This is a genomic window from Streptomyces sp. B5E4 (genome assembly GCF_039871555.1).
GTDB lineage: Bacteria > Actinomycetota > Actinomycetes > Streptomycetales > Streptomycetaceae > Streptomyces.
Genome location: NZ_JBDPMI010000025.1, coordinates 1 through 22,350, shown reverse-complemented (window position 1 = coordinate 22,350; position 22,350 = coordinate 1). Strand labels below are relative to the sequence as shown.

At 71.8% G+C, this 22,350-nt stretch carries 15 protein-coding genes and 1 rRNA gene; 4 read left to right on the top strand and 12 right to left on the bottom strand.

The features are described from left to right. Window positions 1–57: 57 nt before the first annotated feature. From ABGA99_RS26665 to ABGA99_RS26655, 3 genes are all read right to left on the bottom strand, one after another. On the bottom strand, window positions 58–5,085 hold the full coding sequence (locus tag ABGA99_RS26665) for an NAD-glutamate dehydrogenase (protein ID WP_347580098.1): 5,028 nt from the start codon (window positions 5,083–5,085) through the stop codon (window positions 58–60). 536 nt (window positions 5,086–5,621) lie between these two features. Then, entirely contained in the window at window positions 5,622–6,275 is a 654-nt protein-coding gene (locus ABGA99_RS26660) for an HAD family hydrolase (protein WP_347580099.1), read from the bottom strand. A 55-nt stretch (window positions 6,276–6,330) separates the two neighbouring features. Further along, window positions 6,331–6,843, bottom strand: a complete 513-nt coding sequence (locus tag ABGA99_RS26655) for a hypothetical protein (protein WP_347580100.1) — start codon at window positions 6,841–6,843, stop codon at window positions 6,331–6,333. A gap of 242 nt (window positions 6,844–7,085) precedes the next feature. Here ABGA99_RS26655 and ABGA99_RS26650 point away from each other — a divergent pair, with 242 nt between their 5' ends. Continuing rightward, the gene (locus tag ABGA99_RS26650) at window positions 7,086–7,721 is read left to right on the top strand and encodes an Rv3235 family protein (protein ID WP_347583594.1); all 636 of its coding nucleotides are present in this window, start codon (window positions 7,086–7,088) and stop codon (window positions 7,719–7,721) included. Window positions 7,722–7,778: 57 nt separating this feature from the next. On the opposite strand, the gene secA is transcribed toward ABGA99_RS26650, so the two are convergent. Next, window positions 7,779–10,622, bottom strand: coding sequence for a preprotein translocase subunit SecA (gene secA / locus ABGA99_RS26645; protein ID WP_347583593.1), 2,844 nt, complete (start codon window positions 10,620–10,622; stop codon window positions 7,779–7,781). A gap of 306 nt (window positions 10,623–10,928) precedes the next feature. Between secA and ABGA99_RS26640 the strand changes: the two genes are divergently transcribed. The 3 genes from ABGA99_RS26640 (at window position 10,929) to ABGA99_RS26630 (ending at window position 13,478) form a co-directional block, all read left to right on the top strand. Then, window positions 10,929–11,525 (top strand): GNAT family N-acetyltransferase, encoded by a 597-nt coding sequence (locus ABGA99_RS26640; protein WP_347580103.1) that lies wholly within the window; start codon window positions 10,929–10,931, stop codon window positions 11,523–11,525. A 72-nt stretch (window positions 11,526–11,597) separates the two neighbouring features. Continuing rightward, window positions 11,598–12,200, top strand: coding sequence for a GNAT family N-acetyltransferase (locus ABGA99_RS26635; RefSeq protein ID WP_347583592.1), 603 nt, complete (start codon window positions 11,598–11,600; stop codon window positions 12,198–12,200). A gap of 78 nt (window positions 12,201–12,278) precedes the next feature. Further along, complete coding sequence (locus ABGA99_RS26630; RefSeq protein WP_347583591.1) at window positions 12,279–13,478, top strand: crosslink repair DNA glycosylase YcaQ family protein; 1,200 nt, start codon at window positions 12,279–12,281, stop codon at window positions 13,476–13,478. 37 nt (window positions 13,479–13,515) lie between these two features. On the opposite strand, the gene ABGA99_RS26625 is transcribed toward ABGA99_RS26630, so the two are convergent. The 8 genes from ABGA99_RS26625 to rrf all read right to left on the bottom strand — a co-directional run. Then, a complete protein-coding gene (locus ABGA99_RS26625) occupies window positions 13,516–14,235 on the bottom strand; it encodes a response regulator transcription factor (RefSeq protein ID WP_347583590.1) in 720 nt (239 codons plus the stop codon). Window positions 14,236–14,328: 93 nt separating this feature from the next. Continuing rightward, window positions 14,329–15,048 (bottom strand): ribosome-associated translation inhibitor RaiA, encoded by a 720-nt coding sequence (raiA, locus tag ABGA99_RS26620; protein WP_347580107.1) that lies wholly within the window; start codon window positions 15,046–15,048, stop codon window positions 14,329–14,331. 328 nt (window positions 15,049–15,376) lie between these two features. Continuing rightward, window positions 15,377–16,312: a ComF family protein gene (locus tag ABGA99_RS26615; protein ID WP_347583589.1), complete on the bottom strand. Its 936-nt coding sequence runs from the start codon at window positions 16,310–16,312 to the stop codon at window positions 15,377–15,379. 91 nt (window positions 16,313–16,403) lie between these two features. Continuing rightward, window positions 16,404–18,302, bottom strand: a complete 1,899-nt coding sequence (locus tag ABGA99_RS26610; protein WP_347580109.1) for an LpqB family beta-propeller domain-containing protein — start codon at window positions 18,300–18,302, stop codon at window positions 16,404–16,406. After that, window positions 18,289–20,313, bottom strand: coding sequence for an MtrAB system histidine kinase MtrB (gene mtrB / locus ABGA99_RS26605; protein WP_347583588.1), 2,025 nt, complete (start codon window positions 20,311–20,313; stop codon window positions 18,289–18,291). Before mtrB ends, ABGA99_RS26610 begins: the two co-directional genes overlap by 14 nt. A 1-nt stretch (window position 20,314) precedes the next feature. Beyond that, window positions 20,315–20,992, bottom strand: a complete 678-nt coding sequence (gene mtrA / locus ABGA99_RS26600; protein ID WP_018840454.1) for a two-component system response regulator MtrA — start codon at window positions 20,990–20,992, stop codon at window positions 20,315–20,317. 104 nt (window positions 20,993–21,096) lie between these two features. Further along, window positions 21,097–22,200 (bottom strand): S-methyl-5-thioribose-1-phosphate isomerase, encoded by a 1,104-nt coding sequence (gene mtnA / locus ABGA99_RS26595; RefSeq protein ID WP_347580111.1) that lies wholly within the window; start codon window positions 22,198–22,200, stop codon window positions 21,097–21,099. A 72-nt stretch (window positions 22,201–22,272) separates the two neighbouring features. Next, window positions 22,273–22,350: ribosomal RNA gene (gene rrf, locus ABGA99_RS26590) — 5S ribosomal RNA — on the bottom strand; the annotation flags it as partial.

Genomic DNA, 22,350 nt, shown 5'->3' with positions numbered 1-22,350 from the left:
CAAACTACGTCATTCGCCCGCCCCGGACTTCGAGCAACGCCCCGCGCCGCGCCCCTCCTACCGGTTCGTCCGCAGCAACGTGCGCATCGTCCGCATCGCCACCGACAGGTTCGCCAGGTCGAACGACTCCGACCCCTGGATCTCCTCCAGCGTGCTGCGCGCCCGCCCGAGGATCGCCGCGTTCTTCTCCTCCCACGTCTTGAAGCGCAGCTCCGGCGTGATCGCCTCGCCCTCCGCCTCCGGCTCCGCCGACAGCACCGCCGCGGTGAGCAGCGCGTGCGCCGCGTACAGGTCCTCGCGGATCGCCGCGCGGGCCATGGACTGCCACCGGTCCGCCCGCGGCAGCTCCACGATGCGGTCCATCAGGTTGCTGATGTGCAGCCGGTCGCCGAGGTCGTAGTACACCTCCGCGACGTCCAGCGGCTCGTGCCCGGTGCGGTCGGCGACGGCGACGATGTCCATCGCCGGGAACGCCGCCGAGAACGTCGCGACCCGCTGCGCCAGCTCGGCCGGGACGCCCTTGTCGGTCAGCTCGTTCTGGTTGCGCTCGTACCACTCCAGGTCCGTGCCGCGCAGCAGCTTCGGCAGCGCCGCCCAGACCTGCCCGATGCGCTCGCTGAAGAAGTCGATCGTCTCGCTCAGTTGCAGCGGCTGCGGCCGGTTGTTGAGCAGCCAGCGGGTGGCGCGCTCGACCAGCCGGCGCGAGTGCAGCCGGATACGGGTCTGGACGTCGGCCGCGATGTGGTTGTCGAGGGTTTCGACCTCGTCCCAGAAGTCGCCGAGGTGGAAGATCGCGCGGGCCGCGGTGTGCGCCCGTACGATCTCCTCGGTCGACGCGCCGGTCTCCTCCTTCAGCCGGTGCACGAACGTCGTACCGCCCGTGTTGACCGTGTCGTTGACCAGCACCGTGGTGACGATCTCGCGGCGCAGCGCGTGCGCGCGGATCTGGTCGGGGAAGCGGTCGCGCAGCGGCTGCGGGAAGTACGCGAACAGCAGCCGCTCCAGATACGGGTCGTCGGGCAGCCCGGTGGCGACCAGGTCCTCCGCCGTGGTGATCTTCGTGTAGCCCAGCAGCACCGCCAGCTCGGGCTGGGTGAGGCCCAGCCCCGCGGTGAGGCGCTCGCGCATCTGCTTCTCGCCGGGCAGGAACTCCAGGTCCCGGTCGAGCGCGCCCTCCTTGCTCAGCTTGCGCATGTACCGGTGGTGGGCCTGGAGCAGGCTGGGGGCCTGTGCGACGGCGTTGGCCAGGGCGGTGTTCTGCGCGTAGTTGTTGCGCAGCACCAGCGCGGCGACCTCGTCGGTCATCTCCCCCAGCAGCCGGTTGCGCTGCTTGACCGTCATGTCGCCGTCGCCGATGACCTGGTTGAGCAGGATCTTGATGTTCACTTCGTGGTCGGACGTGTCCACACCGGCGCTGTTGTCGATCGCGTCGGTATTGATCTTGCCGCCCCTGCCTCCCCCACTGAGCGCTTCGCGCTCGTGGGCGGTACCCCCAGGACCCCCGAAGCGCGCGAACTCGATCCGGCCGAGCTGCGTCGCCCCGAGGTTGCCGCCCTCGCCGACGATCCGGGCCCGTACGTCGATGCCGTCCACCCGGATCGCGTCGTTCGCCCGGTCGCCGGCGTCGGCCTGCGCCTCCGCCGAGGACTTCACATACGTACCGATGCCGCCGTTCCACAGCAGGTCGACCGGCGCCTGGAGGATCGCCTTCATCAGCTCGGCGGGCGTCATCTTCGCGGCGCCGTCGCGGATGCCGAGCGCCCGGCGCATCTTGGCGTTCACCGGGATCGCCTTGGCCTTGCGGGAGAACACCCCGCCGCCCTCGGAGAGCTTGCGGGTGTCGTAGTCCTCCCAGGAGGAGCGCGGCAGCTCGAAGAGCCGGCGGCGCTCGGCGTAGGAGACGGCCGGATCCGGGTCGGGATCGACGATGATGTGCCGGTGGTCGAAGGCGGCGACCAGCCTGGTGTGCTCGCTGAGCAGCATCCCGTTGCCGAAGACGTCACCCGACATGTCGCCGATGCCGACGGCGGTGAAGTCCTCCGTCTGGCAGTCCACGCCCAGCTCGCGGAAGTGCCTCTTGACCGACTCCCAGGCGCCGCGGGCGGTGATGCCCATGCCCTTGTGGTCGTAACCGGCGGAGCCGCCGGAGGCGAACGCGTCGCCGAGCCAGAAGTCGTACGAGACGGCGACCTCGTTGGCGATGTCGGAGAAGGTCGCGGTGCCCTTGTCGGCGGCGACGACCAGGTACGTGTCGTCCTCGTCGTGCCGGACGACGTTCTTGGGGTGCACGACCTCGCCGCCGACGAGGTTGTCGGTGATGTCGAGCATGCCGTAGATGAACGTCTTGTAGCAGGCGATGCCTTCGGCCAGCCAGGCGTCCCGGTCCGCCGACGGGTCCGGCAGCCGCTTGCCGACGAAGCCGCCCTTGGCGCCGGCCGGGACGATGACGGTGTTCTTCACCTCCTGCGCCTTGACCAGGCCCAGGATCTCGGTGCGGAAGTCCTCGCGCCGGTCGGACCAGCGCAGCCCGCCGCGCGCGACCTTGCCGAAACGCAGGTGCACGCCCTCGACGCGCGGGGAGTACACCCAGATCTCGTACTCCGGGCGCGGCTCTGGCAGTCCGGGGATGGCCTGCGGGTCGAGCTTCAGCGACAGGTACGAGTGCCAGGTCCCGTCGCCGTCGTGCTGGAAGTAGTTGGTCCGCAGGGTGGCCTGGATGACGGTGAGGAACGAGCGCAGGATGCGGTCCTCGTCCAGGGAGGCCACCTGGTCCAGCGCGCCGTTCAGCTCCTCCAGGATGCCGTCCGTCAGCTCCCGCCCGGCGTGCTGCCGCTCCGGCGCCATGCGCGCCTCGAAGAGGCTCACCAGCAGCCGGGTGGTGTGCACATTGGTACGGAGGGTGTCCTCCATGTACGCCGGGCTGAACTTCGAGCCGGCCTGGCGCAGATAGCGGGCGTACGCGCGCAGCACCATCGCCTGCCGCCACGTCAGCCCGGCGACGGGCACGAGGGCGTTGAGCCCGTCGTCCTCCGCCTCGCCGTTCCACACCGCGGCGAACGTCTCCTGGAAGCGCTCGCGCGCGTCCTCGCCGACCTCCAGACCGCCGCCGTTCTGCGACGGGGGGAACAGCAGCCCGAAGTCCGAGACCCACGCGTCGGTGACGCTGGCGCAGCGCAGCACGTACGGCCGCTCCTCGGTGACCTCGACGCCGAGGTTGTGCAGCACGGGCAGCACGCGGGTCAGCGAGAACGGCGCGCCCGCCCCGTACACCTTCAGCCGGCGCTCGTTGGGCGCGGCGCCCACCGGCTCGTACAGGCTGAGGGCGAACTTCTCGGTGCCGCCGCGGGAGCTGAGCTTCTCGAAGTGCTGGAGATCGGAGACGGCCGCGCGGGGCGCGAAGTCCTCCTTGTAGCCCTCGGGGAAGGCACCGGCGTAGCGGTGGGCCAGCTCGGCCGCGCGCTCCTCGCCGAACTCGGCGATCAGCGCCTCGGTGAAGCCGTCGTTCCAGGAGCGGGAGGCGTCCGCGAGGCGGTTCTCGATGCGGTGGACGTCGGTCTCGGTCAGCTCGCGCAGCCCGGTGCCGGGGTCGACGCGGACGACGAAGTGCAGCCGGGACAGGATCGACTCGGTGTTCCAGGCGGTGAAGTCGACGGACGTACCGCCCAGCTCCTCCTTGAGGATGTCGACGAGCCGCAGCCGCACGGAGGTGGTGTAGCGGTCGCGCGGCAGGTAGACGAGCGCCGAATAGTAGCGCCGGTACTCCTCCTGCCGGAGGAACAGCCGCAGCCGGCGGCGCTCCTGCAGATACAGCACGCTGATGACGATGGACTGCAGCTCCGCGACGGGGATCTGGAACAGCTCGTCGCGCGGGTACGTCTCCAGGATCTGCAGCAGGTCGCGGCCGTCGTGGCTGTTGGGCGTGAAGCCGGCGCGGCTGAGGACTTCGGCGACCTTGCGGCGGACGACGGGCACGCGGCGTACGGACTCGGTGTACGCGGCGGAGGAGAACAGGCCGAGGAAGCGCCGCTCGCCGACGACGTTGCCCTCGGCGTCGAACTTCTTCACGCCGACGTAGTCGAGGTAGGCCGGGCGGTGCACCGTGGCGCGGCTGTTGGCCTTGGTCAGCACCAGCATGCGGTGCTCGCGGGCCTTGGCGCGGACGTCGGCGGGCAGCCGGTGGAAGGACTCGGAGGCGGGCTGCGGCCTGCCGTTGTCCTTGCCGAACGCGGCGTGCGACGGGTCGGCGCGCAGGATGCCGAGGCCGGTGCCGGGGACGGCGGTCAGCTCCTCGCCGTCGCTGTTGACCGTCAGGCGGTACTCCCGGTAGCCCAGGAAGGTGAAGTGGTCGGCGGCGAGCCAGCGCAGCAGCTCCCGGGCCTCCTCGACCTCCTGCGTGGGCATGTCGTCCGGCAGCGGCTCCTCGTCGAGGTCGTCGGCGATGCGCAGGGCGGAGTCGCGCATCTTCTGCCAGTCCTCGACGGCCTCGCGTGCGTCCGACAGCACCCGCAGCAGGTCGGCGGTGATCTGCTTGAGGTCCGCGCGGTCCGACTCTCGGTCGATCTCCACGTGGATCCAGGACTCGATGACGGCGTCGTGCGGCAGGTCTTCGAGGCCGCGCGCGTACGGCGGCGAGGCGTTCGGGTCGCGGCCGGCGTCCAGTACTTCCAGCAGCCGGCCGGTGACGTCCCGGCGGACGACGATCTGCGGGTGGATCACCAGATGAATGCCGCGCCCCTGACGAGACAGCTCATTGGTGACGGAGTCCACCAAAAACGGCATATCGTCCATGACTACTTCGACGACACTGTGACTGGACGTCCAGCCGTTCTCCTCGACCGTGGGCGTGTGCACGCGCACGTTGGCGGTGCCCTGCGGACGGTTCTGGGCCAGGCGGTAGTGGGAGAGCGCGGCGCCGAAGACGTCGACCGGGTCACGGCCGAGCAGATCCTCGGGCGCGGTGTGCAGGTAATAGCGCTGGAGGTACGCGTCGAGGGTCTCGGGAGGCAATCCCCCCTCGCCCGTCCCGTCCGCCCGCGCCGCGCGCGCGAGCAGCTCGTTCTTGGCTTCAGCCAGCTTGATCTGCATGGTCCTCAGGCTCCTGTCGCGCGCCGTTGCGTGACGGTTCTCGTGGGCCCGGGAGTGCTCCCCGGCCCTGCTGACGAGCGGGCACGGCACCGCGGCCCGGATGCCTCCGGGCCCTGCGCGGCATCGTGCCGGAACGGGAAACGCACCGGTCCGCTTCCGGCCATCATCGGGCGGCGGCACCGGTTTCGCCGATCAGCCGTCCCCCGGTCGGGGTCCCCGGCGCCGACCGATGCCGGGAGGGGCGCGGTGGTGGCCCCGCGGGCCCCGCCTCCGTCGCCCCCATGAGATATCGGGCTGATCACGCCACCAGGCTATCCCCTTGGGGCCAGGCGCCGTCCACGGCCGAATGTGTACAAACACAGCCCCCGTTCTTTGACGATCCGCACAGCTTCTCCAGCCTGCGGAACGTCCTTCACCTGGACTAAAGCCTTCCGTATGGCCCGGTTGGGTCCGGTGTGCCGCGGGGTGGCGAACGTCACCTTGGGGGCGTACGAGCGAGGGGTGGAGCCCGGTGCCGGACGGGCTGCCGGGCGTCGTCAGGCGCCCAGTTCGTCCGCCGCCGCGACCGCCTCCGCCAGGCTGTCCACCACCGGGACGCCCGCGGCCTCCAGGCTCGCGCGACTGTGCGAACCGCCGGTGTACAGCACGGCGCGTACACCCGCGTGCCGCGCGGCCGTGGCGTCGTCCACCGCGTCCCCGATGACGACCGTTCGGGCCGGGTCTATGCCCTGGAGCGCGCCGAGGTGGCGCACCATGTGCGTCGCCTTCCCGCCGTCGGACGGGCCGGTGCGGCCGTCGATCCGCACGAAGTGGTCCGCGATGCCGTGCGAACGCACCATCGGCAGCAGTTGCTCGTGCGGCGCCAGGGAGCACAGCGACTGCGTCTGCCCCGCGGCCCGCCGCTGCGCCAGCAGCTCCGCCGCGCCCTCGGCGAGGGCGGCGGCCTCGGCCCGCACCCAGTAGTGCCGGTGGAAGGCCTCGTCCATGACCTCCCACTCCTCGGCCGTCGGCAGCCGGCCCATCAGCCGCTCGTAGAACCGCGGCACCGGAACGCAGTACAGATCGCGATAGCGCTCCAGCGTGATCGGGGGCAGGCCCAGCTCGGTGAAGGAGGCGTTCGTCGCCTCGATCACCGCCTGGATGTCGTGGAAGAGGGTGCCGTTCCAGTCCCAGACGAGGTGTGTACGCACTCCAGAACGGTAACCGGCCGGTCTGACAACCGGGCGGTCGAGCCGGCCGGGCCGCTCAGCCGACGAGGTTCCCGATCTCCTGGACGCCGTACCAGAGCAGTTCGTGGTCCTCCGCGCCGTCGACCGTGAACCGGGCGTCGTCGTCCCCGGCGTCCGCGGCGCCGAGGGCGGCCACGGCCGCGGCGACGTCCGCCGCCGCGTCGTCCGCGTCCACGTGCACCGCCGCCGCCAGCTTCAGCGGCACGGCCGCGGGGACACGCACCTCGCCGATCGCGGCGGGGTCCATCCCCCGATCGGGGTCGGCCGCCGCGGCGCCGTCGGGCAACTCCGCCGCGACCACGACCCGGCGCGGCGGGGCGCCGGGGGCGGGGGCGATCGCCAGCAGCCGCAGCGACGCCTGGGCGGCGCGGGTGAGGGCCGCGTACTCCAGCTCTTCGAGGTTGTCCGAGAGGTACCACTCGCGCAGCGCCGGGGTCACGGCGTAGGCCACCAGCGGCGCCGGGCCCAGCTCACCGGCCTCGTGCGCCCGCGCCAGGCCGGGCAGGGTCAGGGGGACGTACACGCGCATGGGCGAACTATACGGCGGCGGTCCCCCGTCCGAGTGGGTTGCCAGGGCCCGTGGCGACAGCACCCTGTGCGGCGCCCGTCGCAGGCACGACGGGCCTGCGGGCGGGCGCCGGAGCGGGCGAGTCACCTGGAGGGGTGAATCCCCCGGCGGTCCGGCGAGGAGGCGGCGGACGTTGCGAAGCGGCGAGGGGCGCCGGTAGACCTTCGGGTATCGCGAACCACACGCATCACGGGGGTGACAGCGTGACGACCACACACACCCGGCCGGCCGCCGACCGGCCGGAAGGCGGGCCGGAGCGGGAAGAGCCGGACGGCGGCGCCGCGAACGTCCTGACGGACGGGACCCGGTACGGACGGGCCCGGGACACCGCGGCCGGCCGGCCCGGCGAACCGGCACCCGACCCGCCGTACGACCCGGCACACCGCCGGAGGCCCGCCCACCGGCCACCGCACGAGAAACCCCCGCGGCCCCGCGGCCGTACCGCCCCGCGGAACCGGTGCGACACCCGCCGCCCCGGCGGCAAGCCCGCACGCCGCCCCTCCGGGGAGCTGCGCCCGCACGAGTGGTTCGCCGAACGGCTGGTGCTCGCGCTCAGCGGGCAGCGGCCGATGCACTGGCTGCTCGGCCACACCACGGGCCGCGCCTACGACCAGCTCGCCGCCTTCGCCGACGCACTGCCCCTGCGCGACGGCCCCCGCCCGGAACTGCGGGCGTGCGGCTACTGCCGCCCGGCACCCGACGCCATCGAGGCGTTCGCCCGCGTCGCCGTGGGCGACCGGCTGCGGGCGCTGGCCTTCCGCCTGGAACTGGGCCCCGACCACCGCTGGCGCTGCGCCGCGGTCGAGATGGACCCCAGCCCGCAGGGCGAGCGCACATGACGACGGCGGGGCCGGTCCCTTGGGACCGGCCCCGCCGTGCGGTGACGTACTACGGCCTCACTTCTTGCGCCGCTTGCCCTTCGAGCCGCCCTTCTGGGCCCGGCGGCGCTCCGCCCGGGTGCGGCCGTCGCCGGAGCCTCCGGACGTGGCGGCCTGGGCGCCGTCGGTGGCCAGCTCGCCTTCCTCAACGCCCCCCTCCGCGGTGGGCGCGGAGAAGTGCAGCCGGTCGGGGCGCTGCGGCTGGTCGAGGCCCTTGGCGAGGATCGCCGGGGCGGGCGCGGCCTCCTGCGGCGCGGCGTCGGCGGGCGCGGCGTCCTGCACCGGGACCTCCTCGACCTGCTGCTCGACCTGGACCTCCAGGTTGAACAGGTAGCCGACGGACTCCTCCTTGATGCCGTCCATCATGGCGTTGAACATGTCGAAGCCCTCGCGCTGGAACTCCACCAGCGGGTCCTTCTGCGCCATCGCGCGCAGCTGGATGCCCTCCTGGAGGTAGTCCATCTCGTAGAGGTGCTCGCGCCACTTGCGGTCCAGCACCGACAGCACGACCCGGCGCTCCAGCTCGCGCATGATCTCCGAGCCGAGCTGCTCCTCGCGCTTGTGGTACTGCGCGCGGACGTCCTCCTTGACCATGTCCTCGATGAACTCGGGGGTGATGCCCGCGCGGTCGCCCGCGGCCTCCTCCAGTTCCTCGACCGTCACGGAGACGGGGTAGAGCTGCTTGAAGGCCCGCCACAGCCGGTCGAGGTCCCACTCCTCGGCGAAGCCCTCGACGGTCTCGGCCTGGATGTAGGCGTCGATGGTGTCGTCCATGAAGTGACGTACCTGCTCGTGCAGGTCCTCGCCCTCCAGCACCCGCTTGCGCTCGCCGTAGATGACCTCGCGCTGACGGTTCATGACCTCGTCGTACTTCAGGACGTTCTTACGGGTCTCGAAGTTCTGCTGCTCGACCTGCGACTGGGCGGAGGCGATGGCGCGGGTGACCATCTTGTTCTCGATCGGCACGTCGTCGGGCACGTTGGCCATCGACATGACGCGCTCCACGAGCTGCGCCTTGAACAGCCGCATCAGGTCGTCGCCGAGGGAGAGGTAGAAGCGGGACTCGCCGGGGTCGCCCTGACGGCCGGAGCGGCCGCGCAGCTGGTTGTCGATACGCCGCGACTCGTGCCGCTCGGTGCCCAGCACGTAGAGCCCGCCGAGGTCCTTGACCTCCTCGTACTCGGTCTTGACCGCCTCTTCCGCCTTCTCCAGCGCGGCCGGCAGCGCCGCCGCCCACTGCTCGGCGTGCTCGACGGGGTCCAGCCCCTGCTGGCGCAGGTCGGCCTCGGCGAGGTCGTCGGGGTTGCCCCCGAGCTTGATGTCGGTGCCGCGGCCGGCCATGTTCGTGGCGACGGTGATCGCGCCCCGGCGGCCGGCCTGCGCGACGATGATGGCCTCGCGGTCGTGCTGCTTGGCGTTGAGCACCTCGTGCTGCACGCCGCGCTTGCTGAGCTGCTGCGAGAGGTACTCCGACTTCTCCACCGACGTCGTGCCGACCAGCACCGGCTGGCCCTTCTTGTACTTCTCCTCGATGTCGTCGACGACGGCGTCGAACTTCGCCTCTTCGGTGCGGTAGATCAGGTCGGACTGGTCCATGCGCGCCAGCGGCCGGTTGGTGGGGATGGGCACCACGCCGAGCTTGTAGATCTGCTGGAACTCCGCGGCCTCGGTCATGGCCGTACCGGTCATGCCCGCCAGGCCCGGCTCTTCGTTGCCGTTGCGGTCGTGGCGCTTGTAGAGCCGGAAGAAGTTCTGCAGGGTGATCGTCGCGAGCGTCTGGTTCTCGTCCTTGATGTCGACGCCCTCTTTGGCCTCGATCGCCTGGTGCATGCCCTCGTTGTAGCGGCGGCCGGCCAGGATACGGCCCGTGTGCTCGTCGACGATCATGACTTCGCCGTTCATGACGACGTAGTCCTTGTCCTTCTTGAACAGCTCCTTGGCCTTGATGGCGTTGTTCAGATAGCCGACCAGGGGGGTGTTCACGGACTCGTAGAGGTTGTCGATGCCCAGGTAGTTCTCCACCTTGGCGACGCCCGCCTCATGGATGGCGACGGTCCGCTTCTTCTCGTCCACGTCGTAGTCGCCGGTCTCCTGCTTGCCCAGGCGCGGGTCGCCCGGCTCGCCCTTGGACAGCCGGGTGACGAGCTTGGCGAAGTCCGCGTACCACTTGGTGGCCTGGTCGGCGGGGCCGGAGATGATCAGCGGCGTACGGGCCTCGTCGATGAGGATCGAGTCGACCTCGTCGACGATCGCGAAGTTGTGGCCGCGCTGCACCAGCTCGTCCTTCGACCACGCCATGTTGTCGCGCAGGTAGTCGAAGCCGAACTCGTTGTTCGTCCCGTAGGTGATGTCGCACTTGTACTGCTCGCGGCGCTGGGCCGGCGGCATGTTGGCGAGGATGCAGCCGACCGACAGGCCGAGGAAGCGGTGGACCCGGCCCATCCACTCCGAGTCGCGCTGCGCCAGGTAGTCGTTGACCGTGACGATGTGCACGCCCTTGCCGGAGATCGCGTTGAGGTACGCGGGCAGCGTGCCGACCAGGGTCTTGCCCTCCCCGGTCTTCATCTCGGCCACGAAGCCCCAGTGCAGAGCCGCGCCGCCCATGATCTGGACGTCGTAGTGCCGCTCGCCGAGGATGCGGTGGGCGGCCTCGCGGACGGTGGCGAACGCCTCCGGCATGATGTCGTCGAGGGACTCGCCGTCCTCGTACCGCTGCTTGTATTCCTCGGTCAGTGCGCGCAGCTCGGCATCGGAGAGTTCGGTGAAGTCCTCTTCGATGGAGTTGACCTGGTCCGCGATGCGGTTGAGCTTGCGCAGGATCTTTCCTTCGCCTGCGCGCATGATCTTTCCGAAGACGGACACTTTGGGCTGGCTCCTTGCCGGTCGGGCCTGGCACGGTCGGGTGCGCTGGTGCGGCCCCTGTCCTCTGGGGCTCCTCTCGGGCCTCGCGGAGCCCACGGCCGCACCGGCCATCGTATGCGAGGACGCGGGCGCCCCGGGAGGTCCAGCCCAGGGACGTTAGGTGCCGTCACCGTACGTGTCAACGTCCGGACCCTGCGGAAAGTGCCGCAAAGGGCGCGCCGGACCGCCGTGACGGGTGCGCGTACGCGGGAGTGGCGGGGCGGAAAAGCCGTGGCGGGGCGGGAGGCACGGGCGGAGAATCCGTGGATGGAACCCGTCACACTGGACACCGACCGGCTGCTGCTGCGGCCCATGGAAGCCGGCGACGTCGACGCCGTCCTGGCCGCCTGCCAGGACCCCGACGTGCAGCGCTGGACGCGCGTACCGTCGCCGTACGGGCGCGGGCACGCGGAGGACTTCGTCCTCAAGGTCAGCCCGGCGGGCTGGCGCGAGGACACCATGTACAACTTCGGCGTCTTCACCCGCGACGACGGGGCGCTGGTGGGCTCGATGGGGCTCGTCGGCCTCACGCCGTCGCGGCACGCGGAGCGGGTCGCGGAACTGGGGTTCTGGACGGCACCCGGGCAACGCCGCCGCGGGTACACGGCGGAGGCGGTGGCGGCCGTGGTGCGCTGGGCGTTCACGGAGGTCGGCATCGACCGGCTGGAGTGGTTCGCCGAGGTGGGCAACGAGCCGTCGCGGGCGGTGGCGCTGCGCGCGGGGTTCACGATGGAGGGCACGCTGCGCTCGTGGTTCGTCAACCACGGCACGCGGCGCGACGCCTGGGTGGCGTCGCTGCTGCCGTCGGACGTGGAGCTGACATCGCGGCTGCCGTATCTGCCGGCGCCGTCACCGTCGCCGTAAGTGTCCGAAAGCGCACGGGCTGTCCAACTGTGCTGCTGGCGCGGCCCGCCCGGGAAGCGGACAATCACCCCCATGGACCCCATCACGCTGGTCACCGAGCGCCTGCTGCTCCGGCCCGCGGAGCCCGGTGACATCGACGCCGTCCTGGCCGCATGCCAGGACCCCGGCATCCAGCGCTGGCTGCCGGTCCCGTCGCCGTACGAGCGGGAGCACGCCGAGGAGTACGTCCTGAAGATCATCCCGGCCGGCTGGCGCGAGGACCGGCAGTACGACCTGGTCCTCACCGACCTGGAGAGCGGCGCGCTGGTGGGCTCGGCGGGCGTCGGCCGCACGGCCGGGCCCGAGGAGCGCGTCCGCTCCGTCGGCTTCTGGACCGCCCCCCGGCACCGCGGGCAGGGGTATGCGGGAGAGGCGGTGGCGGCGCTGGCCCGCTGGGCGTTCACGGAGCTGGGCGCGGACCGGCTGGAGTGGCTGGCGCAGGTGGGCAACGAGGGATCGCGGACGGTGGCGCGGAAGGCCGGCTTCACGATGGAGGGCGTGCTGCGCTCCCGGCTCGTCCACCGCGGCGTGCGGCGGGACGCCTGGGTGGCGTCGCTGCTCCCGTCGGACATGGGCCTGGCCCCGCAGGTGCCGTACGGGGCACGTGTGACGTACCCGGCGCGGACGGGGCGCTGACGCGCAGGCAGAGGCGGCGGCCAGGCCGGGCGGCGCTGCCGGCCGGGGTTGTCAGAGGCAGGCTCTACGCTCGCCGGCATGACCACGAACGTGTCTCTCTCCGCCGACGACGCCCGCCGTATCGCCCTGCGCGCCCAGGGGCTGCTCGGCGCGCCCGACCGCCGTGCAGGGGCCCGCGGGGTGCTGCGGCGGCTGGGCGCGGTGCAGTTGGACACGATCTCGGTGCTCGCCCGGTCGCACGAACTCGTGCCGTACGCGCGCCTGGGCGCGATCGGCCGCGAGGCGGTGGAGTCGGCGTACTGGTCGGGGGCGGCCGCCTTCGAGTACTGGTCGCATGCCGCCTGCATCCTGCCCATCGAGGAGTGGCCGCTGTTCGCCTTCCGCCGCCGGGACCGCCGCGCCCGCGGCTACCGCTGGCATCACCTGCAGGACCCGGAGGGCTCGCGCGCCGCCGTCGTGGACCGGCTGCGTACCGACGGCCCGCTGACCTCCACGGACCTGGGCGGGGCGAAGAAGGGCGGCCCTTGGTGGGACTGGTCGGAGACGAAGATCGCGGTGGAGACGCTGCTCGATGCCGGCGAGGTCGTCGTCACCGCACGGCGTGGCTGGAAGCGGGTGTACGACCTGGCGGAACGCGCCGTCCCGGACGCCCTGTTCCACGACGACCTGACGGACGAGGAGTGCCTGCGCCGGCTCGTCGCCCAGGCGGGCCGCGCCCTCGGCGTGGCCACGCGCGCGGACCTGGCTGATTATCACCGTCTCAAAGGCGAGCAGGTCGCCGCCGTCGTGGGTGACACGGAGCTGGTCGAGGTGGAGGTCGAAGGCTGGGGCAAGCCGGCGTGGGCCGACCCGGAGGCGCTGGCAGACGGCCCGCGGGGGCGGCACAGGACGACGCTGCTCTCCCCCTTCGACTCCCTGATCTGGGACCGTCCGCGTACGGAGCGGATCTTCGGACTGACGCACCGGCTGGAGGCGTACGTGCCGAAGCCCCAGCGGATACACGGGTATTTCGCCATGCCGGTGCTCGCCGGCGGCCGGCTCGTCGGCCGGGTCGACCCGGGGCGCGAGGGGAGCACGCTCGTCGCCCGCCAGGTGACGCTGGGCGCGGACCGGCCGAACGGCGTCACGCCGGCGAAGGCCGTGGAGCCCACGGCGGCGGCGCTCGCGGAGGCGGCGAGTTGGGTCGGGGCGCGGTCGGTGCGGGTGGAGCGGGTCAGCCCGCCGGAGCTGCACACGCCGCTCGCGCGGGCGGCGGAGAAGGCCGTGGCCGCGGGCTGACCGCCCGTTCCGGGCGTCCCCGCGGCACCCGGAAGCCTCAGCGGATTTCGAGGATCTTCTCGCGCATCGCGTAGACGACGGCTTCCATCCGGGAGTGCAGCTGCAGCTTCTCCAGGATGTTGCGCACGTGGTTCTTCACCGTGTTCTCGCTGATGAACAGCTCTTTGGCGATGTCGCGGTTGTTCATCCCGGTGGCCACGAGCTTGAGCACTTCCAGCTCCCGGTCGGTCAGCCGCGGCGCCGGCACGAGCCGCCGCTCGTCGGTGCGCTGGATCATCGACTTGAACTCGGTGAGCAGCTTCGACGCCATCGACGGGCTGATCTGTGACTGCCCGTCCGCCACGGCGCGGATCGCGGCGGAGACCTCGTCGGTGGAGATCTCCTTGAGCAGATAGCCGGTCGCGCCCGCCTTGATCGCGTCATAGAGGTCGGCTTCCTCGTCGCTGATCGTCAGCATGATGATCTTCGCGCTGGGGGCGACTTCCTTGATGGACGTGCACGCCTCGATGCCGGTGCGCCGCGGCATCCGGATGTCCATCAGGACGATGTCGGGAAGGAGGTCGGCGGCCTTGACCACGGCCTCGGCGCCGTCGCCGGCCTCACCGACGACCTGAATGTCCTCCTCCTGCGCGAGGACGATTTCCAAGCCGCGGCGGAAGAGCTCATGGTCGTCCACGACGAGGACACGGATCGGCTCCTCCCGGGGACCGACCGACGTCTTCGGCTCACCAGCTCCGCTCAGCTCGAACTCCGCCACGCTTGCCCCCAGGCACCGACTTTGCCGTGCGCGCACATGATTTCACGATCGGGCGGCGGGGTGACGCCCCCGCCGCCCGCCTACCGTCGCCTTTCAGCCGCCCAGGGCGCCCCCTGCACCGTCGGGCAGCGACTCCTCGATCAGATACGGGTCGAGGTGGATCACGCCGTAGTCATACGCGTGCCTGCGGTAGACCACGCTGGGCAGTTTCTTGTCGGAATCGACGAAGAGATAGAAGTCGTGCCCCACGAGTTCCATCTCGTAGAGCGCCTGGTCCAGCGTCATCGGCGCGGCGGCGTGGGTCTTCTCCCGCACCACGAGCGGGCCGTCGCCGTCCACCTCCAGCGGTCCGCGGCGAAGGAGCCGAGAGCCGCTCTGCAGCGGCTCGCTCTCCGTGATCGTCTCCATCGACGGGGTCGTCAGCTCCCCGTCGTCCGTGAGCTGCGCCGCGTGCGCGACGACGTCGCCCACCTCCGCCGCCGTCCTGCGGTCCTTGCCGGGCCGCCTGGTCTTGCGCTTGTCGTGCTGCTTGCGCAGCCTCGCCTCCAGCTTGGCCGTCGCCAGGTCCAGGGCTGCGTACGGGTCGGCCGCGGCCGCCTCGGCGCGTACCACGGGCCCCCGGGAGTGAACTGTGATCTCCACCCGGTCGCAGCGGTCGGCCAGCCGCGGGTTGTGCTCCTTGGACACCTCGACATCAAGGCTCATCACCTTGCCGTCGAACTTCTGGATCTTGTCCAGCTTCAGCTTCTCGGCCACATGCCGACGAAACCGCTCGGGAACCTCGGTCTTGCGGCCCTTGACGACGATGTCCACGCAGAACTCCGTTCTGGAACGGCTCCGCGTACCGCTGAGCTGACGGGCGAAGCCGGTCCCTTGGTGCGCTCGGGCCCCGGTTCGTGCCGGAGCCTCGGGGTTCTCTGCCGCCGGACCCTCCTCACGGAGGACCGGCTTTCACCTCCTCCTCCCCCAACGACAAGATCGACACCCCATCGGATCCAGCGGATTCGGCCCATCCACTGTCCTCACAGCCTCCTCACAATCGAACATAGCTCGCCTGAGATGCTGCGGCACCCCCTGAGGCAACTGTAGTCCGATCAGGTGCTTATACCTCCTTTCTACCTGCGGAAACGTAAGATTGCAGTCAAGGGAGCGCACACGCGCGACCGGCTTCGAACGCGTCGCGCGGCGCGGCCACGACGGCCGCCGCGAGCCCGCCATGGCAGCCTGCTGCGCGCACCGCCCGCGCCGCCTCGGCGAGGGACGCCCCGGTCGTCAGCACGTCGTCGACGAGCACGATCCGGCACCCGGGCGCGCGCAACCGCAGCGCACCGCCCCGCACCACCTCCAGGGCCCCCGAGACGTTCCGCTGCCGCGCCACCGCGCTCAGCCCCGCCTGGTCCGCCACGGCCCGCCGCTGCCGCAGCACCGGCAGCAGCTCCACCCGTATCCCGGCCCGCCGCAGCCGCTCCGCGGCCACCAGCGCGAGACGCCGCACCGGATCATGACCCCGCCGCACCACGGCCCCACGCGCCGACGGCACCGGCACGAGCACCACCCGCTCACCGCCCGCCCCGCACACCCGCACCCGGCCACGGCGGCGCGCCGGCTCCGACGCCGAAGCCCTCGGATCCCCGGACACCGCCGCCGGGCCGGCCTCACCGCGAGCCGTCGGCGCACCCGAGGCTCCGCGAGCAGCCGCCGGATCCCGGGCGCTGCAAGCCGCCGTCGACGCACCGCCGCCCCGTGCCCGGATACCCGCGCCGCCCCGCGCACCCCGCTCCGCCTCCGCGGCCCGCACCCCCGCCGCCAGAGCCGCGCCCAGCGGACGGGCCAGACGCAGCGCGCCCCGTTCCTTGTGCGCCAGCAGCGCCGACCGGGCCGCGTCCGCGTACGCCACCGCCGCATACACCGCCGGCAGCCCCGGCGGCCGCGGCCGGGGCACCACGCGCCGCACCGCACCCGCCGTCAGCTCCGCTGCGCACCCCGCGCACAGCGCCCCCGCGCCCCGCCCGGCCCCGCATCCCGCGCAGCCGGCCGGCAGCATCAGCCCCGCCAGTTCCCGCCCTGTCCCCCGCATGCGTCCACCATGCCCGCCGCCACCGACACCCGCGACCCCCTGTGGACAACCCCGCGGATGTGGACAAACCGGCAGCGGAACCCCGCGGCGCCTACCCCGGATACACCGGCGCCGTGGCCGCCTCCGCGCCCGGCACCGGCTTCCAGTACGCGTTCTGCGGCAACCGCACGATCCCTTCCTCCGACGCCGCCACCAGCGGCTTCGTACCGTCCTCCGCCGCCGCCACCGCCGTCACCCCGGTCAGCCCCTGCCCCAGCTCCGCCGCCGGCGGCACCGACCCGTCCGTCGACACCAGCCGCATCTGCTGCACGCCCTCGGACTCCCGCCCCACGACCAGCAGCCGGCTCTCGCCCGCCCACGACACGGCCCGTACCTCCTCCAGCGCCCCCGTGTCGCGCAACTGCGCCACCACCGGCACACCGTCCTTCACCGACACCGCCCCGAGCACCAGCCGGCTCTCCGACCCCTCGCTGACGACCAGCGCGATCCGCGCCCCCTCGGCCGACATCCGCAGCGCCTCGATCCGCCCCTCCAGCCCCGTGACGTCGATACGCACCGGATCCCCGGCGCCGCCCGACATCCAGTACAGCCGCGACTCCCCGCCGACCCTGTCGGCCACCCACAGGTCGCCCAGCCCGTCCCAGCTCGGCGCCGTCAGCCCGTCGCCCCGCTCGGCCTGCGCCTCGCTGGCACCGCTGGTCAGCAGCGGCTCACCCAGCTCCGAGGACTCGTCCAGCGACGACACGTACAGCGCGCGCCCCGTGGCCGTCACCCCGGCCGCCTTCTTCTCCGAACGGGCCACCGCCGCCGACCCGAACGCCGGCTTGCCGTCGCCGAGCGGGCTGATCACCGTCGCCGGCCCGGCCTCGCCCGCGTCCGGCCCCGACGAGGTCCGTACCAGCCGGTTCTTGGCGTCGATGAAGTACAGCGAGGCGGGATGCCGCGCCAGCCGGTCCGGCGCATAGCGCTCGCCCGCCGCCGTGCTCAGGTCGCACATCTTGGTGTCCCTGGCCGTCAGCAGCTCCACATTGTCGACGCGCACGCCCTCCTGGCTCTCCGCGGTGTGCAGCACCTGCGCCGCCATCCGCTCGCACGTGTGCAGCCCCGGCTTCGTCTCCAGCGCGAGCCGCACCCGCAGCGTGCCCTCCTCGTCGACCGTCAGCCGCTGGTTCTTCGCCAGCGTCGTGCGCGCCGGGAACGTCGTCTCCGTGACCGACCCGATCAGCCCGCCCGGCCCGTCGAGCAGCGTGCGCACGGCGTCCGTCACGGGATCGATCCGCCGCCGCACGTACACGGGGTCGGCCACCAGCGTGTCCCTGCTGCGCGCCGTGAAGTGGTAGGTACTGGCCGACTGGAAGGTCCGCTCGAAGTCCGCCCGGCTGATCACCAGCCCCCGCGGCGGATCCACGATCCGCCACTGCCCGGACTTGCCCTCCTTCGACAGCTCGATGTTCAGGTTGTACGCGCGCTCATCCGGCGTGTACGTGCCCGCGTCGTTGAGCCACGCGACCTTGTCGCCGCGCAGCTGGACGACCGCCGTGGTGATCTTGTCGCCGTTCACCGGCTTCGGCCCGGCCATCGGCCGCTCCATCACCGTGGGCGCCTCGGCCAGCACCGTCGTCTCGCCGGGAGTCCACGTGCGCGCCTTCTTCGTCAGATACGCCTTGGCGACGGTGGCGTAGTCGTCGCTGCGCAGGGCCTCCAGGAAGTCGGACACGATGCGCTGCGGGCTGGCACCGGGCTCCGGCCGCTCCGCGTACGTACGCGCGCGTGGATCCTCGCGCTGCTCCGACAGCGGCACCTGGTGCACGCCCCCGCTGTCCGGCATGGACGCGCAGCCGGCGAGGAGCAGCAGGCCGCCGAGCAGCGCGACGCTGGCGTAGCGGCGGGTTCGGCCCGGCGGTCGCCGCCGGTACGCCACCGGGGTACCGGCCGCCGGCCGGCGCCCGCGTACCGCCGACGCCTCTCCCGTACGCCTAGACGCGACCACCGCGCTCCCCTTCGCCGCCGACCTCACTAGGGACCTCACCGCCTCCCACGCCCTCCTCAGGCACGCCCTCAGAGCCGTTCTCGGGGCCATCCTCGCTCCCGGCACCCGGCGCCTCGTCAGCCGCCCCCGCATACCCGCTGACCCGCCGCCCGCTGCCCGGCAGCGCCGTCGGGTCCGCCTCCGCCCGCGCCGCGGGCCGCGGTGCCGCCGCCCGCGCGGCGGCCCCCGTCCCACGCCCGCCCTGCGCCGGTACGGTCCCCAGCAGCTCGCCGCCGGCCGACCCACCGGCCGGCGCCACGGTCACCGAACCCGGCTCCACCGGCCGCGCCGCCCGCCGCGCCCGCGAGTCCTCCGGCTCCAGCGACACCGGCGAGCCGTGCAGCGGATCCCCGCCCGTCCGCGGCAGCGTCAGCCGGAACTGCGACCCGCCGCCCGGCTCACCCCACGCCTGCAGCCAGCCGCCGTGCAGCCGGGCGTCCTCCAGGGAGATCGACAGCCCCAACCCGGTCCCGCCCGTGGTACGGGCACGGGCCGGATCGGCGCGCCAGAAACGGTTGAACACCCGCGTCGCCTCACCGGGCTTCAGCCCCACGCCGTAGTCGCGCACGGCCACCGCCACGGCGCTCTCCGACGCACCGAGACGTACGACGACGTCGCGGCCCTCGCCGTGCTCCACGGCGTTGACGACCAGGTTGCGCAGCACCCGCTCCACACGCCGCGCGTCCACCTCCGCGATCACCGGCCGCTCGTCACCCGTGACGAGCAGCCGCCCGCCCTTGGCGTCCGCCAGCATCTGCGCCCCGCCGACGACGCGCCGCACGATCTCCCGCAGGTCGACGGGCTCGGCGTCCAGCGCCGCGGCACCCGCGTCGAAGCGGCTGATCTCCAGCAGGTCGGAGAGCAGCGACTCGAACCTGTCCACCTGATCGAGCAGCAGCTCCGCGGAGCGGGCGGTCACCGGATCGAAGTCCTCGCGTGCCTCATGGATGACGTCCGCGGCCATCCGCACCGTCGTCAGCGGGGTGCGCAGCTCGTGCGAGACGTCGGAGACGAAGCGGCGCTGCATCCGCGACAGATCTTCGAGCTGCTGGATCTTCACCTGAAGGTTCTGCGCCATCTTGTTGAAGGACTGGCCCAGCCGCGCGATGTCGTCCTCACCGCTGACCTTCATCCGCTCCTGGAGCCGTCCCGCCGCCAGCCGCTCGGCGATGCCGGCGGCCATCCGTACGGGCGTGACGACCTGCCGTACGACGAGCCAGGCGATGGCGCCGAGCAGCACCACCACGAACACCCCGGCCGTCGCCAGCGTGCCCTTCACCAGGCTCAGCGTCTTCTCCTCCTGGGTGAAGGGAAAGACGAAGTAGAGCTGGTAAGGGTTGTTGTTCGGGTCGTTCAGCCGCTTGCCGATGATCAGCGACGGCTCGCTCTCGTCCGAGCCGCGCTTCCAGACGCGCGCGTACTGCTCGTAGACCCCGGAACCGCCGCCGCGGTCGACCTTCTCCCGCAGATCGGCCGGGATGCTGTCCACCGACGTGTCGTCCGAGACAAGCGAGCCGCGCGGGTTGTCGGACGAGCCGGTGGCCTCGTTGTTCACGCTGGAGCTCATCACCAGCACGGACACCACGCCCTGCCCGCTGCCCATGAGCTGCTCCACCAGGGCCGCCCGCCACTCCGCGGAGTTCACGGACGACGTGGCCTCGCTGCCGCTGCCGGGCTCCTCCGACGCACCCCGTATCTCCGCCTGCGCGAAGCCGCTCTGTGCCTGCCCGTGCGCGGCGCCGAGCTTCGCCTCCAGCAGGCCGTTGCGGACCTGCCCGATGACGACGATGCCGAGCAGCACGACGACGCCCAGCGACATCAGCAGCGTGGTGGCGACCACCCGCAACTGGATGTTCCGCCGGTACAGCTTCGTCGCGATACGCAACGGGCGGCGTACCCAGCGCACGCACAGCCGGACGAACGGCTGCACCGGCCCGCCGGGCACGCCCTCCCGCGGCAGCACGCGGAACACGTCAGCTCGGCCCCGCCTTGTAGCCGACGCCGCGGACGGTCACCACGATCTCCGGCTTCTCCGGGTCCTTCTCGACCTTCGAGCGCAGCCGCTGCACGTGGACGTTCACCAGGCGGGTGTCGGCGGCGTGCCGATAACCCCAGACCTGCTCCAACAGCACCTCGCGCGTGAAGACCTGCCACGGCTTGCGTGCCAGCGCCACCAGCAGGTCGAATTCCAGCGGTGTCAGCGCGATCGGCTCACCGCCGCGCTTCACCGAATGCCCGGCGACGTCGATCACCAGATCACCGATCGCCAGCTGCTCCGGCACCGGCTCCTCCGACCGGCGCAGCCGGGCCCGGATACGGGCCACCAGCTCTTTGGGCTTGAACGGTTTGACGATGTAGTCGTCGGCCCCGGATTCCAGGCCCACGACGACATCCACGGTGTCGCTCTTCGCCGTCAGCATGACGATCGGCACACCTGACTCCGCCCTGATCAGGCGGCAGACCTCGATACCGTCCCGGCCGGGCAGCATGAGGTCCAGAAGCACCAGGTCGGGCTTCGACTCGCGAAACGCGGCAAGAGCCTTGTCACCGTCCGATACAAATGACGGCTCGAAGCCTTCCCCGCGCAGCACGATGCCGAGCATCTCAGCCAGTGCCGTGTCGTCATCGACGACGAGAACGCGTCCCTTCATGACGACATCATCCCATTTACACATCCCATACAGAGAATCCCGTGTCCCAGGTCACGCCCCGGCCACCGCCGCAACGTGCCGCTTCCCCTGACGATCACCCGCGGTCAACGCACAACCAGCTCCGCGAGCGAATCCCCCGTCACCGGCGACGCCACCCCACGCTCCGTGACCAGAGCCGTCACCAGCTCCGGCGGGGTGACATCGAACGCCGGGTTGTACGCCTGCGTACCCACAGGTGCGACCGCGTAGGTCACCGCGGCCTGCCCCGGACCCGACCCGGCGGCGTGCGGCACGGAGAACTCCGTGATCTCGCCCCCGGCCCGCTGCTCCACCTCGATGGCCGAGCCGTCCGGCGTACTGAAGTCCACCGTCGTCGTCGGCGCGACGACGAGGAACGGAACCCGATGGTAGCGGGCGAGCACCGCCAGCGGATACGTCCCGACCTTGTTGGCCACCGACCCGTCCGCCGCAATCCGGTCCGCGCCCAGGATCACCACGTCCACCTGCCCATTCGCGAACAGCGACCCGGCGGCATTGTCCGTCAGCAGCGTGTACGGCATCCCCGCGCGCCCCGCCTCATACGCGGTCAGCCGGGCCCCCTGCAGCAGCGGACGGGTCTCGTCCACCCACAGCCGCCGCAGCTCCCCGGACCGGTGCGCCGCCAGCACCACGGCCAACGCCGTACCCCCGCCACCGGACACCAGAGCCCCGGTGTTGCAGTGCGTGAGCACCCGGTAACCACCGTGGGGCACCAGCTCGCCGAGTAGCCGCAGCCCGTGCTCCGCCATCCGCGCGCTGGCCCGCGCATCATCAGCATGCAAGGACCGCGCCTCGGCGAGCGCGGCGCCGGCCGCCCCGACATCACCGTCACCGGCCTCCACGGCGGCGCGATAGGCGCCCTGCGCCTTCCGTACGCCGTACGCCAGATTCACGGCGGTCGGCCGCGCCCCGGCGAGCAGTTCGGCGGCCTGATCGACGTCATCGCCCCGCACGGCCGCCAGGGCTACGCCGTACGCACCGGCGATACCCAGCAACGGGGCCCCCCGCACGGCAAGCGTCTGAATCGCCCGCACCAACGCCGGCACATCGGCACACACCAACTCCACCTCGTCGGCGGGCAGTCGCGTCTGATCCAGCAGGACGACCGCGGGGGCGTCCCTGCCGTCCGACGGCTCATCCCAACGAAGTGCGACTATCTCCTCGGCCATTGTCCCAGTCTGCAAGGACCTCGGAAATGACTCAACCCCCGGACGGTGTCCGGGGGTTGAGTACTAAAGATTGTTCGGCGGTGACCTACTCTCCCACACGGTCCCCCATGCAGTACCATCGGCGCGGTCGGGCTTAGCTTCCGGGTTCGG